At 62.7% G+C, this 26,349-nt stretch carries 25 protein-coding genes and 1 pseudogene; 8 read left to right on the top strand and 18 right to left on the bottom strand.

The features are described 5' to 3' along the window. Positions 1-243: 243 nt before the first annotated feature. The 7 genes from JVX98_RS22970 to JVX98_RS22940 form a co-directional block, all read right to left on the bottom strand. Positions 244-813: a CarD family transcriptional regulator gene (locus JVX98_RS22970; protein ID WP_034802893.1), complete on the bottom strand. Its 570-nt coding sequence runs from the start codon at positions 811-813 to the stop codon at positions 244-246. 410 nt (positions 814-1,223) lie between these two features. Continuing rightward, on the bottom strand, positions 1,224-1,562 hold the full coding sequence (fdxA, locus tag JVX98_RS22965; RefSeq protein WP_034802896.1) for a ferredoxin FdxA: 339 nt from the start codon (positions 1,560-1,562) through the stop codon (positions 1,224-1,226). 270 nt (positions 1,563-1,832) lie between these two features. After that, positions 1,833-2,246 (bottom strand): RNA-binding S4 domain-containing protein, encoded by a 414-nt coding sequence (locus tag JVX98_RS22960; RefSeq protein ID WP_205237512.1) that lies wholly within the window; start codon positions 2,244-2,246, stop codon positions 1,833-1,835. A gap of 8 nt (positions 2,247-2,254) precedes the next feature. Then, the gene (locus JVX98_RS22955; RefSeq protein WP_205237511.1) at positions 2,255-5,311 is read right to left on the bottom strand and encodes a helicase-related protein; all 3,057 of its coding nucleotides are present in this window, start codon (positions 5,309-5,311) and stop codon (positions 2,255-2,257) included. Between the two features lie 654 nt (positions 5,312-5,965). Beyond that, positions 5,966-6,691 carry a beta-ketoacyl-ACP reductase gene (locus tag JVX98_RS22950; protein ID WP_192451064.1) on the bottom strand — a complete coding sequence of 242 codons (726 nt, stop codon included), beginning with the start codon at positions 6,689-6,691 and terminating at the stop codon, positions 5,966-5,968. 17 nt (positions 6,692-6,708) lie between these two features. Then, complete coding sequence (locus JVX98_RS22945; protein WP_205237510.1) at positions 6,709-7,068, bottom strand: hypothetical protein; 360 nt, start codon at positions 7,066-7,068, stop codon at positions 6,709-6,711. A gap of 13 nt (positions 7,069-7,081) precedes the next feature. Beyond that, the gene (locus JVX98_RS22940; protein WP_043622249.1) at positions 7,082-8,263 is read right to left on the bottom strand and encodes an acetyl-CoA C-acetyltransferase; all 1,182 of its coding nucleotides are present in this window, start codon (positions 8,261-8,263) and stop codon (positions 7,082-7,084) included. A 223-nt stretch (positions 8,264-8,486) separates the two neighbouring features. Here JVX98_RS22940 and phaR point away from each other — a divergent pair, with 223 nt between their 5' ends. Further along, the gene (gene phaR, locus JVX98_RS22935; protein WP_034802922.1) at positions 8,487-9,065 is read left to right on the top strand and encodes a polyhydroxyalkanoate synthesis repressor PhaR; all 579 of its coding nucleotides are present in this window, start codon (positions 8,487-8,489) and stop codon (positions 9,063-9,065) included. Positions 9,066-9,159: 94 nt separating this feature from the next. On the opposite strand, the gene JVX98_RS22930 is transcribed toward phaR, so the two are convergent. From JVX98_RS22930 to mtgA, 5 genes and pseudogenes are all read right to left on the bottom strand, one after another. Then, positions 9,160-9,561 (bottom strand): membrane protein, encoded by a 402-nt coding sequence (locus JVX98_RS22930; protein WP_034802925.1) that lies wholly within the window; start codon positions 9,559-9,561, stop codon positions 9,160-9,162. A 157-nt stretch (positions 9,562-9,718) separates the two neighbouring features. Then, positions 9,719-9,904: a 50S ribosomal protein L32 gene (gene rpmF, locus JVX98_RS22925; RefSeq protein ID WP_034802928.1), complete on the bottom strand. Its 186-nt coding sequence runs from the start codon at positions 9,902-9,904 to the stop codon at positions 9,719-9,721. 145 nt (positions 9,905-10,049) lie between these two features. After that, a pseudogene (locus JVX98_RS22920) lies at positions 10,050-10,697 on the bottom strand (glutathione S-transferase family protein). Continuing rightward, positions 10,694-11,428 (bottom strand): DUF1868 domain-containing protein, encoded by a 735-nt coding sequence (locus tag JVX98_RS22915; protein WP_205237509.1) that lies wholly within the window; start codon positions 11,426-11,428, stop codon positions 10,694-10,696. The pseudogene JVX98_RS22920 and the gene JVX98_RS22915 overlap by 4 nt, the downstream one beginning before the upstream one ends. Before the next feature lie 102 nt (positions 11,429-11,530). Next, positions 11,531-12,304, bottom strand: a complete 774-nt coding sequence (gene mtgA, locus JVX98_RS22910) for a monofunctional biosynthetic peptidoglycan transglycosylase (RefSeq protein WP_192451069.1) — start codon at positions 12,302-12,304, stop codon at positions 11,531-11,533. 145 nt (positions 12,305-12,449) lie between these two features. Between mtgA and JVX98_RS22905 the strand changes: the two genes are divergently transcribed. The 3 genes from JVX98_RS22905 to JVX98_RS22895 all read left to right on the top strand — a co-directional run bounded on the left by JVX98_RS22905 (position 12,450) and on the right by JVX98_RS22895 (position 15,151). Next, positions 12,450-13,364: a polyprenyl synthetase family protein gene (locus tag JVX98_RS22905; protein WP_205237508.1), complete on the top strand. Its 915-nt coding sequence runs from the start codon at positions 12,450-12,452 to the stop codon at positions 13,362-13,364. Positions 13,365-13,368: 4 nt separating this feature from the next. Next, entirely contained in the window at positions 13,369-14,424 is a 1,056-nt protein-coding gene (hisC, locus tag JVX98_RS22900) for a histidinol-phosphate transaminase (RefSeq protein ID WP_205237507.1), read from the top strand. An 85-nt stretch (positions 14,425-14,509) separates the two neighbouring features. Further along, positions 14,510-15,151 (top strand): LysE family translocator, encoded by a 642-nt coding sequence (locus JVX98_RS22895; RefSeq protein WP_205237506.1) that lies wholly within the window; start codon positions 14,510-14,512, stop codon positions 15,149-15,151. A gap of 31 nt (positions 15,152-15,182) precedes the next feature. On the opposite strand, the gene ispG is transcribed toward JVX98_RS22895, so the two are convergent. The 4 genes from ispG to JVX98_RS22875 all read right to left on the bottom strand — a co-directional run bounded on the left by ispG (position 15,183) and on the right by JVX98_RS22875 (position 18,979). Further along, the gene (gene ispG / locus JVX98_RS22890; protein WP_034803175.1) at positions 15,183-16,436 is read right to left on the bottom strand and encodes a flavodoxin-dependent (E)-4-hydroxy-3-methylbut-2-enyl-diphosphate synthase; all 1,254 of its coding nucleotides are present in this window, start codon (positions 16,434-16,436) and stop codon (positions 15,183-15,185) included. A 163-nt stretch (positions 16,437-16,599) separates the two neighbouring features. After that, complete coding sequence (locus JVX98_RS22885) at positions 16,600-17,784, bottom strand: MFS transporter (RefSeq protein WP_205237505.1); 1,185 nt, start codon at positions 17,782-17,784, stop codon at positions 16,600-16,602. A 29-nt stretch (positions 17,785-17,813) separates the two neighbouring features. After that, positions 17,814-18,200, bottom strand: coding sequence for a VOC family protein (locus JVX98_RS22880; protein WP_205237504.1), 387 nt, complete (start codon positions 18,198-18,200; stop codon positions 17,814-17,816). Continuing rightward, the gene (locus tag JVX98_RS22875; RefSeq protein WP_205237503.1) at positions 18,197-18,979 is read right to left on the bottom strand and encodes a DeoR/GlpR family DNA-binding transcription regulator; all 783 of its coding nucleotides are present in this window, start codon (positions 18,977-18,979) and stop codon (positions 18,197-18,199) included. The genes JVX98_RS22880 and JVX98_RS22875 overlap by 4 nt, the downstream gene beginning before the upstream one ends. A gap of 25 nt (positions 18,980-19,004) precedes the next feature. Between JVX98_RS22875 and JVX98_RS22870 the strand changes: the two genes are divergently transcribed. The 4 genes from JVX98_RS22870 (at position 19,005) to JVX98_RS22855 (ending at position 21,565) form a co-directional block, all read left to right on the top strand. Continuing rightward, a complete protein-coding gene (locus JVX98_RS22870; protein WP_205237502.1) occupies positions 19,005-19,256 on the top strand; it encodes a hypothetical protein in 252 nt (83 codons plus the stop codon). Beyond that, on the top strand, positions 19,253-20,026 hold the full coding sequence (locus JVX98_RS22865; RefSeq protein ID WP_192451076.1) for an amino acid ABC transporter substrate-binding protein: 774 nt from the start codon (positions 19,253-19,255) through the stop codon (positions 20,024-20,026). Before JVX98_RS22870 ends, JVX98_RS22865 begins: the two co-directional genes overlap by 4 nt. Before the next feature lie 100 nt (positions 20,027-20,126). After that, positions 20,127-20,807 carry an amino acid ABC transporter permease gene (locus JVX98_RS22860; RefSeq protein ID WP_089044284.1) on the top strand — a complete coding sequence of 227 codons (681 nt, stop codon included), beginning with the start codon at positions 20,127-20,129 and terminating at the stop codon, positions 20,805-20,807. Beyond that, on the top strand, positions 20,804-21,565 hold the full coding sequence (locus tag JVX98_RS22855; protein WP_205237501.1) for an amino acid ABC transporter ATP-binding protein: 762 nt from the start codon (positions 20,804-20,806) through the stop codon (positions 21,563-21,565). The genes JVX98_RS22860 and JVX98_RS22855 overlap by 4 nt, the downstream gene beginning before the upstream one ends. A 214-nt stretch (positions 21,566-21,779) precedes the next feature. Here the strand turns inward: JVX98_RS22855 and pyc are convergent, their stop codons facing one another. Both pyc and JVX98_RS22845 read right to left on the bottom strand, forming a co-directional pair. Continuing rightward, on the bottom strand, positions 21,780-25,238 hold the full coding sequence (pyc, locus tag JVX98_RS22850) for a pyruvate carboxylase (protein WP_205237500.1): 3,459 nt from the start codon (positions 25,236-25,238) through the stop codon (positions 21,780-21,782). Positions 25,239-25,357: 119 nt separating this feature from the next. Then, entirely contained in the window at positions 25,358-26,098 is a 741-nt protein-coding gene (locus tag JVX98_RS22845; protein WP_034802969.1) for an autoinducer binding domain-containing protein, read from the bottom strand. Positions 26,099-26,349 lie beyond the last annotated feature (251 nt).

Raw genomic sequence — 26,349 nt, 5'->3', positions numbered from 1 at the left:
GTCCGGCAGCAGGGGGCGTCTCGCGCCGCGATGTCGAAACTTGAAGAAACGACGCGGCGCCCTAACTTCCAAGTCACGAACCTGAACGGTGACGAAGCACAGAACCAAGATCGCCCGGCGCGCAAGCGGCGCGTTTCTGCCGGCTTTTATAAATGCGCGCAGGCGGCAAAAGTTCCACGCGATCAAAGAAAAAGCCCGGCGCGATGGCCGGGCTTTTTGGTAGTCTCAGTGCAGTCGGACGGCTTATGCAGCTTCGTCCTGAGCGTCGTCTTCATCGATCGCCTTGCCGCGCTTCGGACCCTTGCTGAGATTGGCCTCGACGAGGCGAACAGCTTCGGTTTCCGACATCTTGTTGACGGCAGCGATTTCGCGCGCCATGCGGTCGAGGGCAGCTTCATAGAGCTGGCGTTCGGAATAGGACTGTTCCGGCTGGTTTTCGGCGCGGTAGAGGTCGCGCACGACTTCCGCGATGGAAATCAGGTCGCCGGAATTGATCTTGGCATCGTATTCCTGGGCGCGGCGCGACCACATGGTGCGCTTCACGCGAGCCTTGCCCTGCACAACCTTCAACGCGCGGTCGACGAAATCGGTTTCGGAGAGCTTGCGCATGCCGATGCTGACGGCCTTGGCCACCGGCACTTTCAGGCGCATCTTGTCCTTCTCGAAATCGATGACAAAAAGCTCAAGCTTCATGCCGGCGACTTCCTGCTCTTCGATCGCCACGATCTGGCCAACACCGTGGGCCGGATAGACGATCGATTCACCGGTCTTGAAGCCCTGGCGTGTCGAAGATTTTTTCTGCTGGGTCGTCATTCGTTTCAAAAACTCCCTGTTTCGCGCCGGCCATTCTGGCCGGGGCCGGGTCAGTGAGGCCCGGGATAGACGGGGATACCGCCGGGTGGGTACATCCTGGTCCGTCCAAGGAATGCAAACAGCCTCATGAAATGCGGTCACAACAGAGCAACGCCATGTTGCGTACTAGGGAGAAACCGCGTTTTGGAGATCGTTTGCTTTCGTGATGGTTTTCGGGCGCGCAAAAACACCCTCTGTGGATCAGTAGAAGGAACCTATCACAAAAAAGTGCCGAAATCAATAATTTGCTGCATGGCAGCCATCAAGCCACCATTCTCGCAACTGCGAGCGCGGCTCGTGTTTTCCCCAGCTTTGCGCCCGGGAGCAGTTATGCTTCGTCAGGCTCGGCGAACGGTGGCGACCGCTTCGTCTCAGTCGCCCTGGCCCGGCTCGGTCGAGAAGAACTTCTCGTACTTGCCTTCGACGCCGTCCATTTCCTTCGCTTCCGGCATCGGATCGCGCTTGACGGTGATGTTCGGCCACTTCGAAGCGAAATCCGCGTTCAGTTTCAGCCACATATCAAGACCCGGCTCGGTATCCGGCTTGATCGCCTCGGCAGGACATTCCGGTTCGCAAACGCCACAGTCGATGCACTCGTCCGGATGAATGACGAGGAAATTCTCACCCTCGTAGAAGCAATCCACGGGGCAGACTTCGACACAGTCGGTATACTTGCAGCGAATGCAATTGTCGGTCACGACATACGTCATGAGGTACTCCAGCCGATGCTCACGTTTGATGGCAGACGGCAATCAATGGTGATGCTCGTCGTCCGCGCATGCTAGGAATGTCCGGCGCGCATAGCTGCCGAAGCAAACCCGATGCACCCAACGTGGGTCTGTCAGGTAAAGGCTTTATGGACCCTTTGCAAGAATATTCAATGCGCGAAACGCCACGGCAAAGGCAGAGTTTTCTAAAGGCTGTCGCGCAAAAGCGCTTAGCGTTTTGCAGCCAGGGGCCGGTAGGGAACGAGACGCCCTTCAGTCGTCGCGAGGATCGAAATCGGGCTTCAGCCGGTCGGTTTCCCGCCGCTCCTTCTTCGTCGGCCGGCCTGCGCCACGTTCACGCGTGGCAAGCTCGTAGGCCGACAATTTCTCCTTCGGCTGCTCCGGCGTCAGATCTTCGTAGAGCAGGCGCGCTTCCTCATAGGGACCGCGCCGCTCGCCCGGGCCAAGGACCCGGACGATCAGGCTGCGTCGGTCGAGCGCGAGTTCGAGCAGATCGCCCGTCTTCAATTGAAACGAAGACTGCGTCACGCGCTCGTCGTTGACGGCGACGCGGCCATCCTCGATCGCCTTTTGCGCAAGCGATCGGGATTTGATCAGCCGCGTGAAAAACAGCCACTTGTCGAGACGCTGGCGCGAGGCCGGGTTGGACGCAGGCTGTTTTTCCATGGTCTACCTTACTTCTTCATCTGCTCCTTGAGAGCAGCAAGCTTTGCGAAGGGCGAATCCGGATCCACCGGCTTCTCGCGACGCGGCGGACGCGACTCGAACTTGCCCTGGCCCGGCTTGCCGCCGCGGTCGTGACGATCATGACGATCGCCGCGTTCCTGACGCGGCCCGCCTTCCGGCTTGCCACCGTCATGACGCTTACCGCGCGTCTGCTGACCACTCTTGCGGCCGCCTTCACGTCCTTCGCCCTGGCCCTGGCCTTGACCACGCCCGTGGCGCTGACCGCCGCGACGCTGTTCACCCTCGTGGCGGCCACCGCCCTGGCGCTGGTTGTCCTGGCGGGTGCCGGGACGCCAGAGCAGAACGGGCTTGGCTTCTACCGGCTCACCGGTGTCCGTAACTTGGGTCTCAGTCGCCTGGGCCTCAGCAGGCTGGGCTTCGACGGAAACGTCAGCTTCGGGCTTCTCGCCTTCCGCGGCAGGCGCCTCGACGACTGCAGTCTCGCCTTCAGCTGCACTGTCGCCGGCATCGACATCATCGACGGCAGAAACCGGCTCGGAAGCGGCGGCAGCAACGGCAGCACCGCCATCCTGGCCAGCGAGGAAGGCCTGGGCCTCCTCGGCCTTGACGCTGTCTGCACGGTAGCCGAGGCCCTTCAGGATCTCTTCCATGTCGTCGGGCGTCGCGCCGAGGATCGAGAGCATCGAGGTGGTCGCGGTGAAGCGACGACCGTCATAGGCGCCTTCCGGACGCGGCTGCGTGCCTGGCTTCCACTGCAGGAGCGGCCGGATGAGATCGGCGAGGCGCTCGAGGATATCGATGCGCACCGCACGCTTTCCGAGGAAGCGGAAACCGGCCAGCTTGTAGAAGGTCCGCTCGAAGGACGGATCGGTAACGACAGACGTCCGGCCGGCAGCGAGCATCGGGATGAGGTCGCCATAGCCGGGCTTGTCGAGGCCGTCGTTCTTCAGCGCCCAGAGGAGCGTGATGAGTTCGGCCGGAGCCGGCTTCAGCAGCGCCGGCAGGAAGATGTGGTAGGCGCCGAAGCGAACGCCGTACTTGCGGATCGAAGCGCGGCCGTCCTGGTCCAGCGACTTGACGTCGTCTGCGACATCGCGGCGGAAGAGCACGCCGAGGTTCTCGACGAGCTGGAAAGCGAGGCCCTTGGCAAGACCTTCGAGATCCTCGGCGCGCGAGATATCGTCGAGCGGCTTCAAGACCGTGCCGATGTGATGGTTCACGAAACGCTCGATGCGCGCCAGAACATGCTCGCGGGCGTTCGCCTGCAGCTGATCGTCGGCCAGAAGGATGACGCGCGGGCGCATGACGTGGTCGCTTGCCGTCAGACGGGCGACGGGATCGCCGAGCCAGCGCACCAGACCATCCGACGAAAGCGCCAGGTCGTTGTTGCCGGAAGCATGCAGCCGCGCGGCGCGTGCTTCGAACTCGAGCGCCAGCGCCTTCTGGGCAGCACCCTGCACAGCCTTGGCATCCGGGCCATCGCCGCCGGTCGCCAGCGTAAACCGGAAACCGGTTAGTTGTCCTACGTGGTGTCCTTCGACGAAGACATCACCATTCACACTGATTTCAGCTTCCAGCATAGCATTCTCTCTCAGGCGCTTCATGAGCACAGATGTCCTGCGATCAACAAAGCGTTTCGTCAACCGTTCATGTAGTGCGTCGGATAATCGATCTTCAATTTCCCGCGTCTTTTCTTGCCAGTGTGTCGGATCGGCCAGCCATCCGGGCCGGTTCGACACATAAGTCCATGTCCTGATCTGCGCGATTCGCGCCGAAAGTGTGTCGATCTCACCGTCCGTATGATCGGCACGCCTGACCTGCTCGGCCATGAAATCTTCGTTTACGGTACCGCGGCGGACAAGATCCGCGTAGATCGTCGAGATCAAGTCGGCATGTTGAGCCGGTGTAATGCGCCGATAGTCCGGCAGCGCGCAGGCTTCCCACAGTTTTTCCACCCGCTCGGCATTGGTCGTTATGTCGACGACCTCGGGATAGCGGGCCAAATGCTCGAATGCCTGCTGGTCTACCGCAGGTAGCGCCCGGGCAAGGCCGGGAACCGTCGGCGCGGCCTCAAGACTCTTCTTCAGAGCGGCGATAGAAGCGTAATCGAAAGCCTTCGAGCGCCACTGCAGCACCTTCACCGGATCGAACTCATGCGCCTCGATGCGATGGACGAGTTCGTTGTCGAAGGGATCGACGCGGCCGGTCACCCCGAACGTACCGTCGCGCAAATGCCGACCGGCGCGGCCGGCGATCTGCGCAAGCTCGGCCGGATTGAGATTGCGGAACTGATAGCCGTCGAACTTGCGGTCCTGCGCAAAGGCGACATGGTCGACGTCGAGATTGAGCCCCATGCCGATCGCGTCGGTCGCGACCAGGTATTCGACGTCGCCTTCCTGGTAGAGCGCCACCTGGGCATTGCGCGTGCGCGGCGACAGCGCGCCGAGAACGACGGCGGCACCGCCGCGCTGCCGGCGGATCAGCTCGGCGATCGCATAGACTTCGTCGGCCGAGAAGGCGACGATTGCCGTGCGATGCGGCAGGCGGGTGATCTTCTTCGAGCCGGCATAGAGCAGCTGCGACATGCGCGGCCGCTCGACCACGGTGATGCCGGGCAGCAATTGCTCGAGGATCGGCCGCATCGTCCCGGCACCGAGCAGCAGCGTCTCGCCGCGGCCGCGCAGGTGCAGGATCCGGTCGGTAAAGATGTGGCCGCGCTCGAGATCCCCGGCAAGCTGCACTTCATCGATCGCCACGAAGGAGGCCGTCGTCTCGCGCGGCATGGCTTCGACGGTGCAGACCGAATAGCGCGCCCGGTGCGGCGTGATCTTTTCCTCGCCGGTGATCAGCGCGACGTTGTGATGGCCGACCCTTTCGACCAGGCGCGTATAGACCTCGCGCGCCAAGAGGCGCAGCGGCAGGCCGATGACGCCGCTGTCGTGCGCAATCATGCGCTCGATCGCGTAATGCGTCTTGCCGGTATTGGTGGGCCCGAGCACCGCGGTGACGCCGCGGCCGCTCAGGATCATGGGGTGAACGGACACGTCATCGATCCCGGGCATTCAGAAATTACGGCAGCGTCTTTTCACGCTGGCGGCAAACACATGCCCACGCACCGAGCCAAACGCAAGGGGCGCAGACAACTAAAACCATCGCTTGGCATCTCTCAGCCCATTGCACCACCTGTTGTGGTCGGCGCAATCGACAATTGGAACAGCCGTGGAACGAATCGGCGACGAATCGACGACTCATTGTGATTCACTGTATGTTCACGACTACATATAGATTTCAACACCGAACGTTGCACCACATGCTGAATCTGGCAATGATTCCGCCCATCAGGCGCTTGGGCGCACAATAATCCCGGCTCTCCCTTTGCCTCACAGGCCCAAGGATTCCGAATCCAAGACTCTGGAAAGCCTGGAATTTTTTTCACGAAATTCGTCAGGGATTCACCCAAGCGAGAGAATGAGAATCGCAGTTCGGAGTCGCGACCGGTGCGGGAACATTCGGCAGCGACTCGCAGACCGCGCGTCATTCCACCTTTGTTCTCCACAAGATATAGTGTCTACGCACCGCCCCGGCAACGGAACTGCCGGCGCAACTTCAGGATTTCGAGCAGGATTCTCATGCGCCGCCACCACATGGAAACGGCGCCTCGAAAGGCGCCGTTCGCTGGTGTTCAGCTTGCCTGATGCTTAAACGAAAAACTGTCCACCGTTCGCCGAAATCGTCGAACCGGTGATGAAGCCGGCATCGTCGGAGGCCAGGAACACCACGCAGCGGGCGATTTCTTCGGGCTCGCCGAGGCGGCCGACCGGGATCTGCGGGATGATGCGCTCGTTGAGCACCTTCTCCGGCACCGCCAGCACCATCTCCGTACCGATATAGCCGGGGCAGATCGCGTTCACTGTAATGCCCTTGGCGGCCCCTTCCTGGGCAAGCGCCTTGGTGAAGCCGAGATCGCCGGCCTTGGCCGCCGAATAGTTGGCCTGGCCCATCTGGCCCTTCTGGCCGTTGATCGACGAGATGTTGATGACGCGACCGAAGCCGCGGTCGCGCATGGCCGACCAGAGCGGATGCGTCATGTTGAAGAGACCGGTGAGGTTGGTGCCGATCACCTCGCCCCACTGTTCCGGCGTCATCTTGTGGAACATGGCGTCGCGGGTGATGCCTGCGTTGTTGACCAGCACGTCCACCGGACCGAGGTCGGCCTCGACCTTGGCGATGCCTTCGGCGCAGGCCTGATAGTTGGAGACGTCCCACTTGTAGACCGGGATGCCGGTTTCCTGCTTGAAGGCCTGGGCCTTCTCGTCATTGCCGGCATAGTTGGCAGCCACCCTGTAGCCGGCATTCTTGAGTGCGATGGAAATTGCCGCACCAATGCCGCGCGACCCACCCGTGACCAATGCTACCCTGCTCATATGCGCCTCCCACTTGATCAGTTCAGTTTTCCGAATGCCTTCTTCATCAGCTTTTCGCCGACCTGTTGCCCGTAGAGCCCGGCGGCCGCTTGAAACTGCGGCGTAGCCAGAGCGGACAGAGCCACCTCGCACTTTTCCAGAGCGAGACCCATCATCACCTCGGAGAGCTGCTCCAGCGACGCCTTCAGCGCACCGCTGTCATCGTTCAAGGCCGCGACCATCACGTCCTTGAAAACGCTCTCCTCGTCGGAAGTCGTATGTTTCAGCATGCACTGTACCAGCCGCGCCTCGTCGAGAGGCGCGGGATTGGCATATGCAGAAACGATCGGCGAACCGGCCAGAAGCAGGGAAAATGGAACCCACCTGGCGCTGTTCATGCCGCCAGACCGATCAGAGCCGCTCGACGCACATGGCAACGCCCATGCCGCCGCCGATGCAGAGCGTTGCGAGCCCCTTGGAAACGCCGCGGCGCTTCATTTCAAACAGCAGCGTGTTGAGCACGCGGGCGCCGGAAGCGCCGATCGGGTGACCGATGGCGATCGCGCCGCCATTGACGTTGACGATCGACGGATCCCAGCCGAGATCCTTGTTGACGGCGCAGGCCTGGGCCGCGAAGGCTTCGTTGGCTTCCACCAGTTCGACATCACCGATCGCCCAGCCGGCCCTAGCCAGCGCCTTGCGCGAGGCCGGGATCGGGCCGGTGCCCATGACCTGTGGATCGACGCCGGCGGTTGCCCAGGAAACGATGCGGGCAAGCGGCTGGATACCGCGCTTGGAGGCCTGCGCCTCGGTCATCAGTAGCGTTGCTGCAGCGCCGTCATTGAGGCCCGAGGCGTTGCCGGCGGTGACCGTGCCTTCCTTGTCGAAGGCGGGGCGCAGCTTCGTCATCTGGTCGAGCGTTGCACCGTGGCGGATATATTCGTCCTGGTCGACGGTGACGTCGCCCTTGCGGCCCTTGACGATGAAGGGAATGATCTCGTCCACAAAGCGCCCGGCCTTCTGGGCGGCTTCCGCCTTGTTTTGCGAGGCGAGCGCGAACGCATCCTGCTCCTCGCGGCTGAGCTGCCACTGGCGAGCGACGTTCTCGGCGGTAATGCCCATGTGATAACCGTAGAAGGCGTCGGTCAGGCCGTCCTTGATCATCGTATCGATCATCTTGAAGTCGCCCATCTTAACGCCGCCGCGAAGATGCGAGCAGTGCGGCGCCATCGACATGGATTCCATGCCGCCGGCGACGATGATCTCAGCATCACCGGTTGCAATCTGCTGCATGCCGAGAGCCACGGCACGAAGCCCCGAGCCGCAGAGCTGGTTCATGCCCCAGGCGGTCTTTTCCTGCGGAACGCCGGCCTTCATCGCAGCTTGGCGCGCCGGGTTCTGGCCTTCGCCGGCCTGCAGCACCTGGCCGAGGATAACCTCGTCGACCTCACCGGCTTCGACGCCTGCGCGCTCGAGCACGCCCTTGATGACGGCTGCGCCAAGCTCGTGCGCCGGCGTGTTGCCGAAGGCGCCGTTGAAGGATCCGACCGCGGTGCGGCCGGCGCTGGCGATCACGATGGAGGGATTGCTCATGGGACGTTTCCTCAGATCTTCTGGCCTAATGGAGGCAGACTGGCAAAGCGCGCGACGCAAGTCAAACGCCTTGATGCAGTGCCATAAAAGCATCACCTAAAACGCAACCGCAAGATTTTGCACTTGCGTCGCCGCAACGCACAAAGACATTGTCAGCGGCGCGCTTTTGCGGATACTCTGAAAAACGCAATAAAGACGGGATGATGGGGGAGAGGAGACCCTGATGGCGAAGCACGAAGGCCAGATCGTTATCAAAAAATATGCGAACCGGCGGCTCTACAACACCGGGACCAGCACCTATGTCACGCTCGACGACCTGGCTGTGATGGTGAAGAAGGGTGAGGACTTCATCGTTCAGGATGCAAAATCCGGCGAGGACATCACCCATTCCGTGCTGACGCAGATCATCTTCGAGCAGGAGTCCAAGACCGGCAATACGCTGCTGCCGATCTCCTTCCTGCGCCAGCTGATCTCGTTCTACGGCGACCAGATGCAGATGGTGGTGCCGAGCTATCTCGAACATTCGATGCAGGCTTTCACCGAGCAGCAGTCGCAGATGCGCGAGCAGATCAACAAGGCCTTCGGCGACACGCCGCTCGGCAAGAACCTGCAGGTTCCGCTGCAACTTGTCGAAGAGCAGGTGCGTCGCAACACCGAGATGTTCCATCAGGCCATGCAGATGTTTTCGCCCTTCATCACCGCGCCGCCGGTGAAGGAAACGAAGAAGGCCGAAGCCAAGGATATCGACGAACTGAAGGAGCAGCTGCGCGCGCTCCAGACCAAGCTCGACAATCTCGGCTAAAGGACGACCAGGCAGGGAAAACGCTTCCTGCCTTCACTTCACCTGCAACAGCGATCGCGGAAATCGGGGCGACGCCGCCCCGAACCGTAAGGGCCTAGAGGCCAATCGACACGTCGCGGCCGGCCGAGCGCATCGAGACGGCAAAGCCGGCGATGACATCGATGAAGCTGATCGTCATCAGGATGAAGAAGAGCTGCGTTGCCGCAGGTGCGAGCAGCAGAAATTCGATCAAAAAGACGATGAACAGGATCATCGAGAGCAGATGATCCATCAGTGCGCGGCTGCTCGTGCGCGTCGCTTTCAGCAGCTCGACGAAGAGCAGCAGCAGGGCGCCGACGATCAGGAGGTCGCCGAAGCGCATCGTCCACGTCGCGCCTGAAAGCATGGAGAGCGACACCATGTCGGCGTTCAGGCCGGCGAGGCCGCCGAACATTCCGATCATCGCGAGATTGTAGATTGCAAAAGGCAGGATCAGCAGCGGTATGGCAGCAAGCATCAGAACTCCTTGACCGCGTTTATGGGGGACCATGTTTGTGCGGCGTCGTCACGCAAGGCGCCAGCGATACCACGGCGACCAAGCAAGATCATGTCAGATGCAAAACAAAAGGGCCGGCAGAGCCAGCCCTTTGAACCTAATCCGCGAACGGAAACGCTTATGCGCTTTCCTTCGGGGTCAGAACCTGACGGCCACGGTACATGCCGGTCTTCAGGTCGATGTGGTGCGGGCGGCGCAGTTCGCCGGAGTTCTTGTCTTCGACGTAGGTCGGGGTCTTCAGAGCGTCAGCCGAACGGCGCATGCCACGCTTGGACGGGCTCGTTTTTCTTTTAGGTACAGCCATTTCATTCTCCACTTATCGGGCAAACACTGTTCAGCAGCCGAAATGGCCGTGTAAAACAGATGTTAATCACGGAAATTTGGCGCGCTTATACATGGCCAGCTGCTGTTTGACCAGTCCCCACGGGCAATTTTTCGACTCGACCTTTTCAGACCTCGTCTTCGATGACGACCCAAGGCTCTGCGCGGGCGGCTTCTTCCCATTTCAGGAACGCCGGATGTGCCTTTACGCGGTTCATGTAGCCGAGCGTTTCTGGATCCGCAACGAGATCATAGACGTCGAAGCGGTTGACCACAGGTGCGTACATCGCATCGGCCGCGGTGAAGGCGCCAAAGAGGAACGGACCGCCGGATTGGGCGAGCGCCTGCCGCCAGATCGTTTCGATGCGGGCGACATCCGCACGGACGTCCTCGGCAACGTCCAGCGCCTTCTTCGCCCGACGGATGTTCATCGGGCAAGCGCCGCGCAACGCCCTGAAACCGGAGAGCATTTCCATCGAATAGCTCCGCGCCCGGGCGCGCGACTGACGGTCGGCCGGCCACAGCCCGGCATCGGGAAAAAGCTCGGCGACTTAGTCGATGATCGCCAGCGATTCCCAGACAAGGAAATCGCCATGCCTAAGCAGCGGCACCTTTCCTGTCGGCGAGACCGCGCGAATGTCCGGGTTTCCCGCGGCGAAGTCGAAGGGGATGACCACCTCGTCGAAGGCGATGCCGGCCGCCGTCATCGCGATCCATGGCCGCATCGACCAGGACGAATAGTTCTTGTTGCCGACAAAAAGTGTAAGTCCGGTCATTTCCGTTCCTTGGTTGCTGGTCTCTCCGAGAAAACGATCAGTTCCTCGAAATGGTTCATGTCCTCGAACGAGCAGAAAGCGGGTGGGGCGAGCGCGATCACCGGCGCCTGCTCGCGCAAAAAAGCGAGCTGTTCGTCCAGCATCACCTGCCAGCGCAGCAGCGCCCCATCGTCGAGCCAGTCGACGGGGTAGGCATAGGTGATGTGGAATTCGTAATCGTCATGATCAGGATGCCGGTAGCCGAAGGCGTCTGCGAAGGCGTCGCGCCAAGCCTTGAGACAGGCGCGATCGGCGGCACTGTCGCCTTCGAGTGCAAGGCCCGTCGGGGTGACCTCGGTCACGCGGGCGCGGAACGGCTCCAGCGGCACAAAATTCGCGAGCTGTTCGCGGTAGTGCGCGGTCATCACCTCGATCGGCGTATCGAACGGCATGTCAGCCGGCCAGTAAGGGAGTTTCCGGCGGTGTTCGATGATGCCCTGGAAGATGGTCATGTGCAGGCTGGAGGGCGCGGTAAAGGCGAACTGCCGCGCCTCGGGCATCGCCATCAACCGGTCGCGCACGCCAAGCACGGCGGCCTCGGACGGCGACCCGGCAGTGACGTGAGAGACGACCGTGTTGCCCGGTTCCGGCAGGAAGCGGCCTTCGGTGTCGTAGCGCGTTCCGAGATGTCTCGGCGGGGCATGGTTGGCGTTGCGGCCAAAGGCGAGAAGCGAGGGGGAAATCAAGGTCATGGAGCGATCGGGCCTTTCAAAGGGAGAGAGGCCCAGATGGCAGAACTCTACAACGCGAGCATGACATCGCCCAGTGAGCCCATCCAATGAAAAGGTCTGATCCTAATTATAAAGGCAGGTGATGTAACCGCCAGAGCGGCTGGCGCGGCGCTCGATCAGGTTCGCCAGGCGCTTCAACCCGCGGCCCGGCTTGCCGGCGTTGCGCTCTTTCGGATTGGGCAGCGAGACAGCAAGCAGCGCCGCCTGCCGTCGCGAAAGCTTCGACGCCGAAACCCCGAAATGGTGGCGAGCAGCCGCCTCGATACCGTAGATCCCGTCGCCCCATTCGGCGATATTGAGATAGATCTCCATCATCCGCCGCTTGCTCCAGACGAAGTCGGCGGCGACCGCCAGCGGCAGTTCCATGCCTTTGCGCAGGAAGGAGCGGCCGTTCCAGAGATAGAGGTTCTTCACCGTCTGCATCGGAATGGTGCTGGCGCCGCGGGTGGATTCCCCTTCGAGCGCATCCTCGACCACACCCCGCATCTGGCCCCAGTCGACGCCGTCATGGGCGCAGAATTGGCCATCCTCCGACATCATCACCGATTGCACGAGAACCGGGGCGATATCGTCGAACTCGACCCATTGCCGATCGTAGCCGCGCAGCAGCACGAGATCACGCAGCATCAGCGTCGAGACGGGATGGATGAACTCCACCAGATAGAGAACGATCAGTGCGTAAGGAAGGACGAGCAGGCCAAGCACGGCGAGCACGATCTGGCGGCGGCGCGTGCGCAACGTCCGACGAAGCGAAGACCAGCGACTGGAAGGCACTTCGCCCTCCTCGCGCGCTTCCGGAACGACGTTCGCGGCCTGACTGTTCACCTCGCTGTCCATCCGCTTCTCTTAGTGCATGCGCAGGCAGAGTTGAACGGGCTTTCTGGCAAAAGGCAAGGCGTGCAGGCGGCTGTCCCAGGGAAAGCGCGCGGCTGCGACACGAATCCCCGTTGAAAGCCCTCTTCGCCCATGTCAAAGAGCGCGCATGAGCCAGGAACCATCGCCTTTTACCCGTCGCCTCGCCACCAATGCCCGCGCCGTCGAGGCGCTGCTGGAACGTCTGCTCGGCCAGACGACGGAAGCCGACGAAATCGCCCGGCCGGCAAACCTGTTGGCTGCCATGCGCCACGGCGTGCTGAACGGCGGCAAGCGCCTGCGCCCCTTCCTGGTGACCGAATGCGCCGATCTTCTCGGCGGCAATGCCGACGCGGCTCTGCGGGTCGGCGCGGCACTCGAATGCGTGCATTGCTACTCGCTCGTCCATGACGACCTGCCGGCGATGGACGACGACGATATGCGCCGCGGCCAGCCGACCGTGCACAAGGCCTTCGACGAGGCAACGGCGATCCTTGCCGGCGACAGTCTGCTGACTTTCGCCTTCGATATCATCGCAGCCCCCGAGACAGCGGTTTCGGATGCGCAGAAGGTGGAGCTGGTGCTGGCGCTTGGACGCGCCGCCGGCCACGGCGGCATGGCCGGCGGACAGGCGCTTGACCTGGCCGCGGAAAAGTCGCCGCCGGACGAAGCCGGGATCGTCACGCTGCAGGCGATGAAGACGGGCGCCCTCATCCGTTTCGCCTGTGAGGCAGGCGCCATCGTCGCCGACGCCTCCAGGGACGATCGCGCGCGGCTTCGCGCCTTTGGCGAAAAGATCGGCCTTGCCTTCCAGCTTGCCGACGACCTGCTGGACCTCACCGCCGATGCGGAGACCATGGGCAAGGCAACCGGCAAGGACGCCGCCCGCGGCAAGGGCACGCTGCTGGCGCTACACGGCCAGGCCTGGGCGGAAGAGCGGCTGGAGCAACTGGTCGCAGAAGCCGAAGCGCTGCTTGCGCCCTATGGCGAGCGCTCGGCCATTCTCGTCGAAGCCGCCCGTTTCATCGCCAACCGCAGGAGCTAGATCCATGAGCAAATACTGGTCGCCGATCGTCTCCAAGCTGAAACCCTACGTGCCCGGCGAACAGCCGCGTATCGAAAACCTGGTGAAGCTCAACACCAACGAATGCCCCTACGGCCCGTCTGAGAAGGTGCTCGACGCGATCGCCGCGGCAGCGAGCAGCGATCTTCGCCTCTACCCCGACCCGCTGGCGTTGACGCTGCGCCAGGCGATTGCCACACGCTATGGCGTGACCGCCGAAGAAGTCTTCGTCGGCAACGGATCCGACGAGGTGCTGGCGCATATCTTCGCCGGCTTGCTGAAGCACGACGCGCCGCTGCTTTACCCGGATATTTCCTACAGCTTCTATTCGACCTACGCCCGGCTCTTCGAGATCGACACGGTCGAGGTACCGATCAACGATCGCTTCGAGATCGATCTCGTCGATTACGACCGGCCCTGCGGCGCCATCATCCTGCCGAACCCCAACGCTCCGACCGGCATCGCCTTGCCGCTCGCCGACATCGAGCAGCTGGTTGCAAGCCATCCGGACCAGCCCGTCGTCATCGACGAGGCCTATGTCGACTTCGGCGGCCAGTCGGCGGCAGAACTGGTTTCGAAATACGAGAACCTGCTGGTCGTCCAGACCTTCTCCAAGTCGCGCGCGCTTGCCGGCTTGCGCGTCGGCTTCGCCATCGGCCAACGCCCGTTGATCGAGGCGCTGGAGCGGGTGAAGGACAGCTTCAACTCCTATCCGCTCGGCCGCCCGGCCCAGGCCGGCGCAATCGCCGCGATCGAGGACGAAGCATGGTTCGAGGAGACCCGCGCCAAGATCATCGCGTCGCGCGAGCGCCTTGCGGCCGATCTCACCGCGCGCGGCTTCGAGGTGTTGCCGTCATCGGCAAACTTCGTTTTCGCCCGCCATCCCGGCCATAGCGGCGAAACCCTGATGAAGGCGCTCCGTGAACGCGCCGTGCTGGTGCGCCATTTCGCCAAGCCGCGCATCGGCGATTTCCTGCGCATCACCATCGGCACCGATCAGGAATGCGCCCGTCTGACCGAGGCGCTCGACGAGATCGTCTGACATCTTGTCTCGGTGACATTTCGCCGTTTCAAACCAGCGACGAACTGATCTAGCCTCCGGCGACCTCGCCGGAGCTTTGTCTGACATGTTCGACCTGACGCCCTATCTGCCGCAGTTGCTCATCGCCTGGACCGCCTATCTGATCGCGACCGCTTCACCGGGGCCCGCGATCCTCGCGATCATCACCACCTCGGTCAGCCAGGGACGCAAGGCCGGACTGGCGCTTGCCTTTGGCGTTCTGACGGGAAGTTACACCTGGGCGATGCTGACGGCCTCCGGTCTCTCGGCGCTGATCCGCGCCTATGGCCACGCGATCATCGTCTTGAAGATCGCCGGTGCCTGCTATCTCTTCTGGCTCGCCTACAACGCACTGCGCGCTGCCGTGCGCAGCGACAAAAGCGCGATCGTGCCGATGGCGAAGGCGCAGACGTCGCTGAAGCGGCTCTATCTCAAGGGGCTTGGCATTCACCTCACCAACCCCAAGGCGATCTTTTCCTGGATCATGCTCGTTTCGCTGGGGATGCCCGAGGGTGCGCCCGTCGGCGTCACCGCCACATTCATCGGCGGCTGCATGGTGCTCGGCCTGATGACCTTCTGCGGCTTTGCGATCGTCTTCTCGCTGTCGCCGGTCCACCGTGCTTATCTGAAGTCCAAGCGGCTGATCGAGAGCCTGATGGCCGGCTTCTTCGCCTTTGCCGGCTTCAAGCTGCTGACGTCACGGCTCTGAGATCATCGCGCTCAGACCAAGCGCAGGCTGCTTACTCGGCAGCCGCCTGGCCGCGGCCGTAGCGCTTCTCGATATAGTCGGAAACCAGCGTCTCGAAGTCACCGGCGATGTTGGGGCCGCGTAGCGTCATCGCCTTCTCGCCGTCGATGAAGACCGGAGCGGCCGGCATTTCGCCGGTGCCCGGTAGCGAGATGCCGATATCGGCATGTTTGCTTTCGCCGGGACCGTTGACGATGCAGCCCATGACCGCGACCTTCAGGCCCTCGACGCCGGGATACTTCTCGCGCCAGACCGGCATGTTGCGGCGAATGTCGTCCTGGATCTTCTGGGCGAGTTCCTGGAAGACGGTCGACGTGGTGCGGCCACAGCCGGGACAGGCGGCAACGACGGGAATGAACTGGCGAAAGCCCATGACCTGCAGCAGTTCCTGGGCTACCTGCACCTCGCGGGTGCGGTCGCCGCCGGGCTCCGGCGTCAGCGAAATGCGGATCGTGTCGCCGATGCCCTGCTGCATCAGAATACCGAGCGAAGCCGACGAGGCGACGATGCCCTTGGTGCCCATGCCGGCCTCGGTGAGGCCGAGATGCAGCGCATGGTCGGAACGGGCCGACAGCATGGCGTAGACGGCGATCAGGTCCTGAACGCCGGAAACCTTGGCCGACAGGATGATGCGGTTGCGCGGCAGGCCGATCTCTTCGGCAAGTTCCGCCGACAGCAGCGCCGACTGCACGATCGTTTCGCGCGTCACTTCCTGGGCCGTGAGCGGAAAGCCGTTCGCCTTGTTCTCGTCCATCAGCCGCGTCAGCAGCTCCTGGTCAAGCGAGCCCCAGTTGACGCCGATGCGCACCGGCTTGTCGTAGCGGATCGCCATCTCGACGATCTCGGCGAACTGCTTGTCCTTCTTGTCCTTGAAGCCGACATTGCCCGGATTGATGCGGTATTTCGCCAGCGCTTCCGCGCAGGCCGGATGATCGGCAAGCAGCTTGTGGCCGATATAGTGGAAGTCGCCAACGAGTGGGACATCAAGGCCGAGCCGCTCGAGCCGCTCGCGGATCTTCGGCACCGCCGCCGCACTCTCGTCGCGGTCGACGGTAATGCGCACCAGTTCCGAACCGGCTTTGTGCAGCGCGGCCACCTGCGCCACGGTGCCATCGATATCGGCCGTATCGGTGTTGGTCATCGACTGGACCACGACCGGTGCGCCACCCCCGACGATGACGCCGCCGACATCGACGGCGACGGAGGCGCGGCGGGGCTGCGGATCGAAATCGAAGGCGGAAGACATGAAGGCCTCTTCGTGGGTCACTGAGCCGGGCGAGGATGCGGGCAGAACCCACATGGACTTTCCTCAACTCGCCCTGGCCATTGGCCCATCAGGTGGATGAGGAAAGTCTGATTGTCAACGGCGACATCATGCCCTGACGGCGATTTGATGGCGGCGCTGCGCCTCAGTGCCCCTTGGCGCCATCCGCATGATCGGCATGGTGCGACAAGAGAAGCACGACGATGAAGAGCAGCGGCACCGACGCGAAGATGATGGCAAAGCCCGTATGCTCGGCGACGAAGCCGATCAGCGACGGTGCGAACAGCATCCCGGAATAGCCCATGAAGGTCGCGACCGACAGGCCGATGCCCGGCTGCAGGCCCGGCATGTTGCCGGCGGCCGAGAACGCGATCGGCACCATGTTGGAGATGCCGATGCCGGCGATCGCAAAGCCAAGGATGGCGATGTAGGCATTGGGCGCCGTGCCCGCTATGATCATGCCGACGAGTGCCGTGACGGTGCAGATGCGCAGCGTCCGTTTGGCGCCGAAGCGGTCCCGCACGAAATCGCCGGCAAAACGCATGGTCGCCATGGTTGCGGAGAAGGCGGCAAAGCCGAAGCCGGAAAGCTCGACGGAGGCGCCAAGCTCGTTGCGCAGATAAAGCGCGCCCCAGTCGAGCACCGTGCCCTCCGGCACCATCGAGAACAGCGCCATGATGCCGATCAGCCAGGGAAGCGGCGTCATCGGCAGGCGCAGCTTTTCCTTGGCGGCACCCGGATGCGGCTTGTCGGCCAGGATCATCGGCCAGGCGGCAACGATTAATGCCAGGCAGATCGCAGTGACGACGAGCACATGCGGCAGCACACCGAAGCGAGCCATGAGGAAGCCGCCGATGCCGGCACCGATCAGACCGCCGAGACTCCAATAGGCATGGCAGGACGACATGATCGCCCGGCGCATGGATTTTTCGACCTCGACCGCATTGGCGTTCATCGCGACGTCCATTGCGCCGGCAAAACCGCCAAGCAGGAACATGGCGACGGCCGCCGTCCAGACATCGGGGACAAGCGTCAGAAGCAGAAGCAAGGGCGACAGGATGATGGCGGTGACCTTGACCACCTTCTGCGAACCGACGCGGGCGATAAAGCCGCCGGCAATCGGCATGAGCACCAGCGAGCCGATGCCGAACATCAGGATCAGCAGGCCGAGCACGCTTTCGCTGATGCCGAGCCGGTCCTTGAATTCGGGGATCTTCGGCGCCCAGCTGCCGATGACGAAGCCATTCAACAGAAAGAGCAGCGATACCGCCAGCCGGTTGCGGGTCATGTAGCCCTGGCGGCCGGTCGCGGTGGGAGAACGTTGGTCCATGGTCTTGCCTCAGTGCCGGATCGCCCGGCTCAGATTGTGATTTCGATCAGATTTCCATCGGGGTCGCGAACAACGGCCTCGTAGAAGCCGTCGCCGGTCCAGCGCGGTTTTGCGACCAGAATGCCGTCGGCCTCGGCGCGCGCGGCCATGGCCTCGACCGCCTGCTCGCTGCCGAGCGACAGCGCCACATGGGCAAGGCCGATGCGTTCTTCGGCGGGATCGGCCGGCTCAACCCAGGGGCCTTCCATAATCTCGAATGCCGGCCCGTCGCCAAGCGTCAGGAACCGCGAACGAAAGCCGGGACGCCGCCGGCTTTCATAGATCTCGCCGACTTCGGCGCCGAAGAAGGACGACCAGAACCGGGCGATCGCCTCGAGGTCCCGCGTCCAGAGCGCCACATGCGTGATCGTCGTCATTCCGTCTCTCCCGCCATCAGGACCTCTGCCCCTGCGGCCTCGAAGGCCGACCGATGCTCAGCCGATGCATCCGCCTCGAGCAGCAGCGTCACCTTGTCATTGATATCGGCAACCCCGTGCGCGGCGGCCGTACCGAGCTTGTCGCTGGTGACAGCGACAACCAGGCGCCGGCTGCGCAACGCAATGAGCCGCTTGAATTCCGCATCCTCGAAATAGATCGCCGTCAGGCCCGCGACGGCGTCGGCGCCACAGGTACCGAGAAAGCAGAGATCGGGCCGGAGCAGTTCCGCATCGCGTTGCGCCCTGGCGCTGATCGCCGCGCCGACGGCGCGATTGAGCGGACCGCCGAGCAGGATGAGATCGACGCCCGGTTTCTCCATGAGCGCGACGGCAATCAGCGGCGTATTGGTGACGACAGTGACCGGCAGGTCCGGCTCGATCAGGTGCGCGATGGCGAGATTGGTGGAGCCGGCATCGAGAAACACGGTCATATCAGGCTTGATCAGGCCGACGGCCGCGCGCGCCAGCGCCGCCTTGCGTTCCGGCGCCATCGCCACCCGTTCCCGCAAGGTGCTGTGCGCTGCCGGCGCAACCGGAAGCGCACCGCCATAGACGCGCTCGCACAGTCCCGCCGCCGCCATCTCCCTGAGGTCGCGGCGGATCGTATCCTCGGAAACGCTGAGCTCAGCCGCAAGGTCGGCTGCAAGCACCCGGCCGTTGGCCTTCAGCCGTTCCTGGATCAGCGTCTTTCGCTCACGAAGAAGGAGTTCACCGGACATCGCCATCAACCGTGCATAAACGTGCATGAATCGCTATAAATGTGCATATCAACTTTTGAAACCGTTTTCAAGCCGATGCAGCGAGCAAATCGGGGCCGCGCGCGATTTCCGACAAACCGTGGCTTTTGCGCCCGGCCGGTGCCATTTCGAGGAAAATTCTTCATCAAAACGCTCAGGAATTGGTGTTTTATACGCTCAGATCGCCGATTTTTTATGCGATTGTCCGCTCAATCCGGACGACGGGCCGGGCCAGAAAGAAGATGGAAAATCACGATGAAACTCCTCCCCACGCTGTTTGCCGCCGCTCTGATGCAGGTCGCCGCGCTCGCTTCCGCTGAAGCCGGCGAGAACCTCAATGCGGTCAAATCCGCCGGTGTCCTGAAGATCGGCACCGAGGGTACCTATGCGCCCTTCACCTATCATGACACCTCCGGCGCCCTCGTCGGCTTCGACGTCGAGATCGGCCAGGCGGTCGCCGAGAAGCTCGGCGTCAAGGCGGAATTCCTCGAAGGCAAGTGGGATGGCCTGATCGCCGGCCTCGACGCCAACCGCTACGACACGGTCATCAATCAGGTCGGCATCACCGAAGAGCGCAAGAAGAAGTACGACTTCTCCGAGCCCTACATCGCCTCGAAGGCGGTGCTGATCGTCAAGTCAGACAACGAAGAGATCAAGGGCTTTGCCGATCTCAAGGGCAAGAAGTCCGCCCAATCGCTGACCAGCAACTTCGGCAAGCTCGCAACCGCATCCGGCGCCGAGCTCGTCGGCACCGACGGCTTCGACCAGTCGATCCAGCTGGTGCTGACCGGCCGCGCCGACGCGACGATCAACGATAGCCTCTCCTTCCTCGACTTCAAGAAGAAGAAGCCCGACGCCCCGGTCAAGATTGCCGCCGAGCAGGCCGATGCCGACTTTTCCGGCATCATCATCCGCAAGGGCGAGCCGGAACTGCTGGAAGCGATCAACAAGGCGCTCGTCGACATCAAGGCGGACGGCACCTACGACAAGATCTCGCAGAAGTACTTCGGCGCCGACGTCTCGAAGTAACCCTGAGCCTTCGGCCGGTTTCTCAGCCGGCCATTCTCGGCTATGAAAAGCGATCCGTTCCGGACCCCGGGGCGGATCGCGCTTTTTGAAAGGCTCGCCCTTGACCACCTGGCTCCCACTGATGCTGGAATCCTTGCCGTCCCTGCTCTGGGCCGGCCTGACCTTTACCATCCCGCTGACGCTGCTTTCCTTCATCTTCGGCCTGATCCTGGGGCTCGTTACCGCCGTCGCCCGGCTCTTCGGGCCGGCGCCGGTCGCCTGGATCGCGCGCTTTTACGTCTGGGTGATCCGCGGCACGCCGCTGCTGGTGCAGCTGTTCGTGATTTTCTACGGCCTGCCGAGCGCCGGCATCCTGCTCGACGCCTTTACCGCAGCCCTCATCGGCTTCTCGCTGAATGTCGGGGCCTACACCTCCGAGATCATTCGGGCGGTAATTTCCTCGGTGCCGCGTGGCCAGTGGGAAGCGGCCTATTCGATCGGCATGAGCTGGAGCCAGGCGATGCGCCGCACCATCCTGCCGCAGGCAGCCCGCGTCGCGGTGCCGCCATTGTCGAACACCTTCATCTCGCTGGTGAAGGACACGTCGCTTGCCGCCGCCATTACCGTGCCCGAGATGTTCCAGACAGCGCAGCGCATCGTCGCCACCACCTACGAGCCGCTGATCCTCTACATCGAGGCGGCGCTGATCTATCTTGCCATGAGCTCCGTGCTTTCCGCCCTGCAGGTCAGGCTGGAGCGTCGCTTCGCCCGCTATGGCGGCTTCCTGGAGGCACGCACATGATCGAGCTCTCCCACATCGAAAAGCGCTTCGGCGACAATCTCGTGCTGAAGGATATTTCCGTGACGCTCGCCGAGGGCACTGTGACCGCGCTGGTCGGCCCGTCCGGCGGCGGCAAGAGCACGCTGCTGCGCTGCATCAACCTTCTGGAGATCCCGACCTCCGGATCGATCAGGCTTGGCGACGAGAAGCTTGAATTCGCCCCTGGCCGCAAGATCGGCTGGACGGCGATCCAGCGTCTGCGCCGGCAGACCGGCATGGTGTTCCAGAACTTCCAGCTCTTCCCGCACCAGACCGTACTCGGCAATGTCATGGAAGGCCTCGTCACCGTGCTGAAATGGCCGGCGGACAGGGCAAAGACCAGGGCAATGGAACTGCTCGAAAAGGTCGGCATGACGCACAAGGCCGACGCCTGGCCGGCAACACTTTCCGGCGGCCAGCAGCAGCGCGTGGCGATCGCCCGTGCCCTTGCCCCTTCGCCGCGCGTGCTTCTCTGCGACGAGCCGACCTCGGCGCTCGACCCTGAACTGGCGGAAGAAGTGGTCGAAGTCCTGAGCCGGCTTGCCCGCGAAGGAACCACAATGGTCATGGCGACCCATGACCTCCGGCTCGCCTCGCGCGTCGCCGACAAGGTGATCTTCCTCGACGGCGGCCTCGTCGTCGAGAGCGGCGCGCCGAAGACGATCTTCTCGGCGCCCGAGCGCGAGCGCACCAAGAAGTTCATCGCCTCGCTCAGCGCCCCGCACGACTACGAGATCTGAAGGGAAGCATTGGGACCGGTTACGATGGATCAGGAGCGGGAGGCGACAGGCGTCTCCATTATCTTCGCCTCCCCCCAACAGTTGTAATCCTCGGGCTTGACCCGAGGATGACGGCGGAGAAGTACGTCCGCTACAGTGGCCCTTTGCGCCTCTCGCAAAACAACAACGGCCGGATTCGCATCCGGCCGTTTTTGTCTATCCGTGTGGCAAACGCTTACGCCTCGAACACGATCAGTAGGTCCTTGGCGTCGATCTGGTCGCCGGCGCGCACCAGCACTTCGGCGACCGTGCCGTCCTTCTCGGCGTGCAGCGCCGTTTCCATCTTCATCGCTTCGATCGAAAGCAGCACGTCGCCGGCCTTCACCGTCTGGCCGGCGGCAACGGCAACGGTCGAGATGACGCCCGGCATCGGCGCACCGAGTTGCGCTGCATTGCCGCCCTCGGCCTTGCGGCGTACCGCGCTCGTTGCACTTCGGTTGCGGTCCGGAACCTTGATCAGGCGCGGCTGGCCGTTGAGTTCGAAGAACACCTTGACCATGCCCTTCTCGTCCGGCTCGCTCTTGGCCTGGTGCAGGATCACCAGCGACTTGCCCCTCTCGATCTCCGGCTGCAGCTCCTCGCCCGGTGCCAGCCCGTAGAAGTAAGCCGGCGTCGGCAGAACGCTGACCGGACCATAGGTGTCGGCCGCGATCGCATAGTCGGTGAAGACCTTCGGGTACATCAGGTAGGAGGCGAACTCGAAGTCGTCGACCTTGCGCTCGAGCTTGTCCTCGATGCTTTTACGTTCCGCATCGAGATCGGCCGGCGGCAGCAGCGAGCCGGGAACGGCGGTGTAGGCCTTCTCGCCCTTCAGCGCCTTCTTCTGCAGCGCTTCCGGCCAGCCGCCCGGGGGCTGACCGAGATCGCCCTTCAGCATCGAGACGACCGAATCCGGGAAAGCGATGTCCTTTGCCGGGTTCTCGACGTCGGCAACCGTCAGGTCCTGGGAGACCATCATAAGCGCCATGTCGCCAACGACCTTTGATGACGGCGTCACCTTGACGATATCGCCGAACATCTGGTTGGCGTCGGCATAGGCCTGGGCGACGCGGTGCCACTTGGTTTCCAGCCCGAGCGAACGGGCCTGTTCCTTGAGGTTGGTGAACTGGCCGCCCGGCATTTCGTGCAGGTAGACTTCCGAGGCCGGACCCTTGAGGTCGCTTTCGAAGGCGGCGTACTGGAAGCGCACAGCTTCCCAGTAGAACGAGATCCGGCGGATCCATTCGGGATCGAGGCCCGGATCGCGATCCGAACCGCGCAGCGCCTCGACGATCGAGCCGAGGCAGGGCTGCGAGGTGTTGCCGGAGAGCGCGTCCATGGCCGCATCGACCACGTCGACGCCGCTATCGACGGCGGCAAGCACGGTCGCAGCCGCGATGCCTGAGGTGTCGTGCGTGTGGAAATGGATCGGCAGGTCCGTCGCCTCGCGCAGCGCCTTGAAGAGCACCCGCGCAGCCGCCGGCTTCAAGAGGCCCGCCATGTCCTTGACGGCGATCGTGTGCGCGCCGGCCTTTTCGAGCTCGGCCGCCAAAGCCGTGTAGTACTTGAGATCGTACTTCGGGCGGGCCGAATTCAGGATGTCGCCGGTGTAGCAGATCGCCGCCTCGCAGATGCGGTTCTCCTCGGCAACGGCCTCCATCGAGACGCGCATGTTATCGACCCAGTTGAGGCAGTCGAAGACGCGGAAGACGTCGATGCCGCCCTTCGCCGCCTGGCGGACGAAGTACTTCACGACGTTGTCGGGGTAGTTCTTGTAGCCGACGCCGTTGGCGCCGCGCAAAAGCATCTGCAGCAGCAGGTTCGGCGCATCCTCGCGAATGCGGGCAAGGCGATCCCACGGATCCTCGGTAAGGAAGCGCATGGAGACGTCGAAGGTCGCGCCACCCCAGCATTCGAGCGAGAAGAGCTGCGGCAGGGCACGGGCATAGGTGCCGGCGACACGGGCGATGTCGTGCGTGCGCATGCGGGTCGCAAGCAGCGACTGGTGGCCGTCGCGCATCGTCGTATCGGTGAGGAATACCTGCTTTTCGCCGCGCACCCACTCGGCAAACTTCTTCGGGCCGAGTTCGTCGAGCTTCTGCTTGGTACCCGCGGGGATCTCGCCCTGGAAGAAGGGCACGACGGGCTTGGCCGCGTCTGCCGGCGGCCGCGGACGGCCCTTGGCCTCCGGATGGCCGTTGACGGTGACGTCGGCGAGATAGGTCAAGAGCTTCGTCGCACGGTCCTGGCGCCGCACCTGCTGGAACAGCTCCGGCGTCGTGTCGATGAAGCGGGTGGTGTAGGTGTTGTTGCGGAACTGCTCGTGGCCGATGATCGCCTCGAGGAAGGTGAGGTTGGTCGCCACGCCGCGGATACGGAATTCGCGCAGCGCCCGGTCCATACGGCTGATCGCTTCCTCGGGCGTGCTGCCCGAGGCCGTCACTTTCACCAGCAGCGGATCGTAGTAGCGCGTGATGTAGGCACCGGTATAGGCCGTGCCGCCGTCGAGACGGATGCCGAAACCGGCCGCCGAACGATAGCCGGTGATGCGGCCATAGTCGGGAATGAAGTTCTGTTCCGGATCTTCCGTGGTGATGCGGCACTGCAGCGCGTGGCCGTTGAGCCGGATGTCTTGCTGCTTCGGTACGCCCGATGCCGGCGTGCCGATCGCTTCGCCGTCGAGGATATGGATCTGCGCCTTGACGATGTCGATGCCGGTCACCACTTCGGTGACGGTGTGCTCGACCTGAATGCGCGGGTTCACTTCGATGAAGTAGAATTTGCCGGTGTCGGCATCCATCAGATACTCGACCGTGCCGGCGCCGACATAGCTGGTCGCCTCGGCAATCTTCAGCGAATAGTTGGCCAGTTCCTGGCGCTGCGCGTCCGAGAGGTAGGGCGCAGGCGCCCGCTCGACAACCTTCTGGTTGCGGCGCTGGATGGAGCAGTCGCGCTCGAACAGGTGCACGACATTGCCGTGGGTGTCGCCGAGGATCTGGCTTTCGACGTGGCGGGCGCGCTCGACCAGCTTTTCGAGGTAGACCTCGTCCTTGCCGAAGGCGGCCTTGGCCTCGCGCTTGGCTTCCGTCACCTCGCGGATCAGGTCCTTCGGGTCGCGAATGGCGCGCATGCCGCGTCCGCCGCCGCCCCAGGAGGCCTTGAGCATGACGGGGTAGCCGATCTCGGCGGCCAGGCGATGGATTTCCTTTTCGTCTTCCGGCAGCGGATCGGTGGCCGGCACGACCGGCACGCCGACGGAAATGGCGAGGTTGCGGGCTGCCACCTTGTTGCCGAGCTGGCGCATGGTCGCCGGCCGCGGACCGATGAAGATGATGCCGGCGGCGTCACAGGCATCGACGAACTCGGGGCTTTCCGACAGCAGGCCGTAGCCCGGGTGAATGGCATCGGCACCCGAGAGCTTGGCGACGCGGATCACTTCCTCGATCGACAGGTAGCTCTCGATCGGACCGAGGTCGCGGGCCAGATGCGGACCGCGGCCGATCTGGTAGCTTTCATCCGCTTTAAAGCGGTGCAGCGCGAGTTTGTCCTCTTCCGCCCATATCGCGACCGTTTTCAGACCGAGTTCGTTTGCAGCGCGAAAAACGCGGATGGCAATTTCAGAACGGTTAGCAACAAGGATCTTCGAGATAGGCAAGTCGGTCTCCTCAATGACTTGATATTGCGGGAAATGCTGCACCCGCGAAATAAAGTATTAGCGGGTCACCGGGCAGAGCGCAATTTCAGATGCGACAGGAAACCGAATGCCTTTCGACTTTAGGAAATCAGGCCGAGACGGAAGGCGATCGCCACGACGTGGTGGCGGTTCTTGGCCTTCAGCTTTTCCTGGATTCCGTTCATGTACCAATCGACCGTGTGGCTCGAAATATCGAGTACCTTGCCGATGTCGTTGGAGGTCAGGCCGTCGGCCAGATAGTTGAGCGCTTCCATTTCGCGCCGCGTCATTTGCACTTCGACGCGCGAGCCGAGTTCGGCCGAAACCTCCGGGTCGGTCAGGTCCAGGAGCTTCCAGAACAGCCGCTTGGCGATCGAGTCGAACAGGCTGATCTCGACCGGGCTCAGGTCGACGACACGCCCGCCGACCGTCAGGTTGCCGAGCAGGCCGCGCCGGCCGTGCACCGGGAAGATATAGCCGTCGTAGAGACCGTGGTTGCGGGCCTCGATCATCATGCTTTCCATGCGCTTGCGATGCGGATCGGAGCGGAAGGCAAAGAGCGTATCGCGCCAGCGGAAACCGCGCTGGGCATGGCCGAGATAGCGGATGGTCGGGTCGATCACCACGAACTTCTTGCGGATGTAGATCTGCGGCCAGCCCTCGGGCCAGCGACCGGCAAGCAGCAGCCTCAGCGGGTTGTCATGCGGCTTGGGCTGGCGCACGACGCCGTAGAAGTCGAAGCCACAGCGATCGAGCAGACGCTCGAATTCAGGGATGATTTCCTCGCGAGTCTTCATCTCCTCCAGAAGCGCGAGAAACTGTACGAGCAGCGTAATGTTCATGGATCACCTTCCAGGTCGATGCATATGGTCGCATTTCCGAATCCGGACATAAAGGCACCGTTCAGCGACCATTCATGTTGCACCCGCGATAATCCGTCATACCACGCCCGGTCTTATGCGAAATATGCAAGAAATCGGAGTTGGCACGACAGATAGCAGACTATGAATATTCTCGCCAAGCTCGCAGACGAGCGAAACGGGAAAAGGAATAGCTGTCCTGCGTCCGGCTACGGCTTCCCATTGCCGCCAAA

The sequence above is a fragment of the Ensifer sp. PDNC004 genome, from assembly GCF_016919405.1.
GTDB lineage: Bacteria > Pseudomonadota > Alphaproteobacteria > Rhizobiales > Rhizobiaceae > Ensifer.
This window is presented reverse-complemented; position numbering and strand designations above follow the sequence as displayed.